The following is a 4,682-nucleotide window of genomic DNA, read 5'->3' on the forward strand; positions in this document are numbered from 1 at the left end:
CCGCCATTATTATGGTTCAGTAGCTCAGTCGGTAGAGCAAAGGACTGAAAATCCTTGTGTCGGCGGTTCGATTCCGTCCTGAACCACTTCTTAAATTACGGCGGTTGTGGCGAAGTGGTTAACGCATCGGATTGTGGTTCCGACATTCGTGGGTTCGATTCCCATCAGCCGCCCATATCGTTGTAATGCGGGTGTAGTTTAATGGCAAAACCTCAGCCTTCCAAGCTGATGTTGTGGGTTCGATTCCCATCACCCGCTCCATTTTAATTTTTCCACAGTAGCTCAGTGGTAGAGCTATCGGCTGTTAACCGATCGGTCGTAGGTTCGAGTCCTACCTGTGGAGCCATGGCCCCTTGGTCAAGCGGTTAAGACACCGCCCTTTCACGGCGGTAACACGGGTTCGAGTCCCGTAGGGGTCATATAATCAGAAGTGAAATATCGCTTCTGATTTTTTGTTATTTTGATATGGAAGATTGTCCGAGCTGGCCGAAGGAGCACGCCTGGAAAGTGTGTAGGCGCCACAAGCGTCTCGGGGGTTCGGATCCCCCATCTTCCGGTATTTGCTTATATTTCGTTGTTCTGCCGTTGTATCTCGTAACCATAAACGTTGATATGACGGCTTTTTGTTATGTTTTGTTAAATTTCGTTAAACTTGGCATTTTGACTGGAACGTCCCCAAAACGTCCCCGAAATGCTGGAAAAATAGAAAAACGTCCCCGAGAAATAATATTACGTCCCCTACATTGATTTTATTAGCTTTAGAGCCTTTTGGGTCTCGATTTTATTAGTTTCATCAAGTAGGTGTGAATAAACATCTAATGTAGTTTTGATAGTAGAGTGACCAAGACGTTTTGATATATAGTAAATTGAAACGCCACCGTGTAATAAATAAGAACAGTGTGTGTGTCTAATCGAATGCAATGTGAGCTTACCAAGTCGGTTTTCTAAACAAAATTTTTGAAGAACTTTCGTAACAGCATTGTTTGTTATCAGGGAGTAACCAGTGTTAAATATTTGTTTATTCATATTGATTGGCATTTCTGACAATGTTGTTCGTAATGTTTTCATATCTTCCAGTGGAACATCAACAATACGATCAGATGTTTCTGTTTTCGTACCTCTCAAATGAATCGTATTATTTAAGTAGTCAATATCATCAGTTGTTAATTTTTGAACTTCTCCAAAACGTCCTCCGGTAATAACTAAAATGTAGATGAAAAGGTATGATTGGATAGGGGGACTTGCTACATATGCTTTCAATTTTTTGTAGTCTTCTATATTCATAAACTTGGTTTCTTCTGGTTGGCTTGGCTTTTTACCTTTAACCACTGCCTTGTATGTGGGGTCTTTATATATAAGACCTTCTTGTATTGCGTCTGTTAAAGATGCTTTTAGACAATTGTGTATCTTTTTGACCGATTCGGTGGCGTGATTAGCGCCATACCATTTGATAAATTTACGATACAAAATAGTCGAGAAGTTGTTTAATGTAATGTCGTCTAGATTTTCAGTTGCTAAAAATTTTTTGAACTGATTAATAGCATTAACATACGTCTGATATGCTTTATCTGTAATTACATTCTTTTTGTTGACTTCAATCCATTGTTCATAATAGTCGATAAAAGAACTTTTGTTGTTAATAACTATACCTTGCATTAGTTTGTTTTTAGCAATTGTTTCAGCTTCAGTCGCTTCTCTTTTCGTTTTAAAGTCTTTCTTTTTATATCGCCTCTCTTCTTTGAGAACGTATGTTCTATTTCTGCTTAAAAATATATAGGGTAGGCGAGCTACCCAGTATATTCTCATTAAATTAAACTACAATATGATTTATAATAACATTAAGATAACTTGTGAAGGATAAAGTTGGGTTCCCGGATGGGAGTAGGACATTATTGTCTGAGAATTCCTTTGCTCCTGGGGTTATCTTTTTAATTAAACATGGATATTCTCTCTATTCCTTTTATATTTTGTTTTTACGTTTTATCTTTGCTTTGACCGGCAGAAGGTGAATGCTTATATATCTAAAATTACAGAGAGATAGCAATTGTGTTATAATCACACTAGAGACGGGCGGTGCTAATTATGATTAAATTAGTTAAAAGTAAAATCAATCTAATTGAAAAAGAACGCATAGATATGTTAAAAAGTCACCGAACAAACTATGAAACTGTTAAACAAAGAAGCTTAAAGCATAGAGCATATGAGAATAAAAGTAATCTTCAAAAACATGTTGAAAAAGAATTATTCAGACACTTTTGAGAATTCCAAACCAATTGGTTGAATTATATCAAAGGTGTCTTCTTCGTTTAAGTTTAACACTGAACTAAGGAATATCATTAACATACCTTGAGTTCCTTTTGAAAGAAATTCTTGGGTGTCCGAACTCTTGTTTTGAAAGTCAGTTATATTAGATATTTTTTCTGTTATAGTTATTTTTCTACCAAAACCTTTTAGATTTATTTTGTTTGCTAAAGATATGGTTTCACCTGGAATGCGCAAATGTTCTCTGTCGCCAATCAATATGGTATTATCTTTGTTTAAGATTATTTTATGACCTAAAGTGGCATTTAAGTGTTTGCTCATCTCATTAAAAGTTTTTATCGCAGACAGTTCCTTGAAACTACTATAGAAAGCTATTAGTTCATTTTGGTCTTTAAAGTGATTTGGAATTTTTTTTGAACTTGAGTTTGAAAGGTGCCTTTCTGCACTTTTAAATTTATCTTCTAAAGATTTAATACTCGGTAATTCAAGTCGATCGTTAATGTATGGGAGTTGTCTAAGTAAATCTGTATCAAATATTTTAGAAGATGTGTGTAAATCTAACACACTATAATTACCGTCAATAGCAACAAAATCAAATTGATTACTACCCTTTAATTGTTGTATTGCTTCTTTTGAATTTAATTCATCGTATACTTTATTGTATAAGAAGTCATCATAAGCTTTTTTTATCCCCATTTTGAAAGTGTCGTTATTCATGAATTGAACAGCTTTATTTTCAAACGTAGAATTTTCAGCAGTTCCACTAACATTTGTGGCACTGATACCCAATTTCGCAGAATTACTTTTCTTTTCATTACTACCATAATTATCAGTTATATTTTCACCTCTAACTTCTGCTTTCTCATCAATTATTTCAAGTATATTACCTTCAAATAATTGAGCTGAGATACTCGAAATAGAATCAGTATCTAAATATAGAAAATCTTTCATCACTTTCACTCCTAAAATTAATTTATTAAATGCATGAAGCGGTTTAATCATCTACTATAAAATTACTTTGCCAAATATACGTTAAGAAATAACAATGAAGTTTATATTACTACAGTAATAAGGATTTTATTGTAATAATGTCCTCCAATGTTATAGAAGTATTGTTATGGATTTCTGCAAGAATTAATTCAAAGAAATCATCACATAAACTTTTTTCTACTGACTCAAAATTGGAGATATCTAGGTAAAACATCTTCTTAAGAACATCTCTGTTAATATTTTCTATAAAAATTTGATTTTCATAATATTCACGATGAATGAGATGGAAATAATTTAATAAATTATTTTCTGTTGAATAGTTAGAAAAATGAATAACAGCTTTCAAATGTTCTAAAGACATAGACATTGAAATGAATGTATTATAATTAATATACTTTCGTATTATGTTTACATTTTTATTGATAGACTTGTAGTATATAATCAGACTATAAATCACACGGTTTAATTTATTTCTATCACTCTTTGATTTTCTAAATTGGTTAATTAGATAAACATAAATGAATTCGATTTTGTCATCAACATTAAGGTTACTGTCTATAATTTTTTTAGCAGCAGCAAGACTTATGATGTCTGAGTTATAGAAATGTTTTATATATTTAGTGTTTATAAGGGTCTCTTCTGCATTTGAAGTAGCGACATAAACTTTGGGTAAATCGATTTCATGAGCGCTTAAATTTAGTTTAATTCTTTCAATCAAATCTTTTTTATTGCCACTCAATTTTAAGTTGTTTTCTCTTAATATTTGTTTTAACTCTGGAACTTTCAAATGTGGCAATGAGTGATCAAAATCACTTTTAATATCCAGTTTTTTAAGACTAATTAAACGAGATAAATTTTTATCAATATCAATTTGATGCTCTTTAAAATAAGAATGGTGTCTAGTTTCATTTCCTACTTCTCGATTGTTATGTAGATGAAGTACTAATAAATCATGCGCATTAAGTTCGTTTGTTTTTTGGGGAATATATTCATTATTATCTATAATTTTATCAGTGCTTAATTCGGAAACTACAATTTCCGTATCCTCGTCAACTTGTTTTATTTGTTTATTTTGATTTATCTGCTTTGAAATAGGATTTATGTATTTTGGTGACAAAGCAGAGTTTGAATTGTTTTTTTGGTTATACTGCAAATTTCCCCTTTTATTTTTTAGAGTAAGAAAACAGTAGTAAGATAGAAGAATTAAAAAAAGTGTGATTAAAATACTAAAAAAAACATTTTCACTCCTGCCAGTTAGAATTGACACTACTCCTGAAAATGCGGAAAAAACAAAGAAAAAACCTAAACATCCCAAACATGTAAAGTGGACCCCATGTCAAGGACACTTAAAAAAAAGACCATTAACTAAATAATTAACTCCCACTATGATGGTGTCATAGGAGGAGTTAAGGCAATGTGAGCCTGTACTC

3 protein-coding genes and 6 tRNA genes are annotated in these 4,682 nt (G+C 32.4%); 6 read left to right on the forward strand and 3 right to left on the reverse strand.

What is annotated here, in order from left to right; all coding sequences use genetic code 11:
* Window positions 1-13: 13 nt before the first annotated feature.
* The 6 genes from TP70_RS09230 to TP70_RS09255 all read left to right on the forward strand — a co-directional run bounded on the left by TP70_RS09230 (window position 14) and on the right by TP70_RS09255 (window position 556).
* Window positions 14-86: transfer RNA gene (locus tag TP70_RS09230), tRNA-Phe, on the forward strand.
* Between the two features lie 14 nt (window positions 87-100).
* Window positions 101-173: transfer RNA gene (locus tag TP70_RS09235), tRNA-His, on the forward strand.
* A 14-nt stretch (window positions 174-187) separates the two neighbouring features.
* Window positions 188-261, forward strand: a tRNA-Gly gene (locus TP70_RS09240).
* Between the two features lie 10 nt (window positions 262-271).
* A tRNA-Asn gene (locus TP70_RS09245) sits at window positions 272-346 on the forward strand.
* A gap of 1 nt (window position 347) precedes the next feature.
* Window positions 348-419: transfer RNA gene (locus TP70_RS09250), tRNA-Glu, on the forward strand.
* 48 nt (window positions 420-467) lie between these two features.
* Window positions 468-556: transfer RNA gene (locus TP70_RS09255), tRNA-Ser, on the forward strand.
* A 182-nt stretch (window positions 557-738) separates the two neighbouring features.
* On the opposite strand, the gene TP70_RS09260 is transcribed toward TP70_RS09255, so the two are convergent.
* The 3 genes from TP70_RS09260 to TP70_RS09270 all read right to left on the reverse strand — a co-directional run bounded on the left by TP70_RS09260 (window position 739) and on the right by TP70_RS09270 (window position 4,405).
* Entirely contained in the window at window positions 739-1,806 is a 1,068-nt protein-coding gene (locus TP70_RS09260; RefSeq protein ID WP_044361179.1) for a tyrosine-type recombinase/integrase, read from the reverse strand.
* A 435-nt stretch (window positions 1,807-2,241) separates the two neighbouring features.
* Window positions 2,242-3,213: a DUF6414 family protein gene (locus TP70_RS09265; RefSeq protein WP_044361180.1), complete on the reverse strand. Its 972-nt coding sequence runs from the start codon at window positions 3,211-3,213 to the stop codon at window positions 2,242-2,244.
* Window positions 3,214-3,322: 109 nt separating this feature from the next.
* Window positions 3,323-4,405 carry an SAP domain-containing protein gene (locus tag TP70_RS09270; RefSeq protein WP_160149177.1) on the reverse strand — a complete coding sequence of 361 codons (1,083 nt, stop codon included), beginning with the start codon at window positions 4,403-4,405 and terminating at the stop codon, window positions 3,323-3,325.
* Between the last annotated feature and the right edge of the window lie 277 nt (window positions 4,406-4,682).

Source organism: Staphylococcus microti, from assembly GCF_000934465.1.
Classification (GTDB): Bacteria; Bacillota; Bacilli; order Staphylococcales; family Staphylococcaceae; genus Staphylococcus; species Staphylococcus microti.

Coding starts and splice junctions, on each gene's coding strand:
- TP70_RS09260 (WP_044361179.1), bottom strand. CDS start 1,806: ATGAGAATATACTGGGTAGCTCGCCTACCCTATATATTTTTAAGCAGA.
- TP70_RS09265 (WP_044361180.1), bottom strand. CDS start 3,213: ATGAAAGATTTTCTATATTTAGATACTGATTCTATTTCGAGTATCTCA.